At 48.3% G+C, this 348-nt stretch carries 1 rRNA gene; it reads right to left on the bottom strand.

Annotated features, from left to right (window positions below):
- Positions 1-348: ribosomal RNA gene (locus EYW44_RS22005) — 23S ribosomal RNA — on the bottom strand; the annotation flags it as partial.

The raw sequence follows: 348 nt of genomic DNA, 5'->3' as shown, positions 1-348 counted from the left end.
CCATGGATAGATCACTCGGTTTCGCGTCTACTACTACTAACTATACGCCCTATTCAGACTCGCTTTCGCTACGGCGCCACACCTTAAATGTTTAACCTTGCTAGAAACAGTAACTCGTAGGCTCATTATGCAAAAGGCACGCCGTCACACAGTAAATGTGCTCCGACCGCTTGTAGGCGTACGGTTTCAGGTTCTGTTTCACTCCCTTACTTAGGGTTCTTTTCACCTTTCCCTCACGGTACTGGTGCACTATCGGTCTTTCAGGAGTATTTAGCCTTACTGGATGGTCCCGGTGGATTCATACAGGATTACACGTGTCCCGCACTACTCAGGGTACTGCTATATCCT

Source organism: Tenacibaculum sp. M341 (assembly GCF_004337695.1).
Classification (GTDB): Bacteria; Bacteroidota; Bacteroidia; order Flavobacteriales; family Flavobacteriaceae; genus Polaribacter.
The sequence above is the reverse complement of the archived record's forward strand: the minus strand, read 5'-3'. Positions and strand labels throughout refer to the sequence as shown.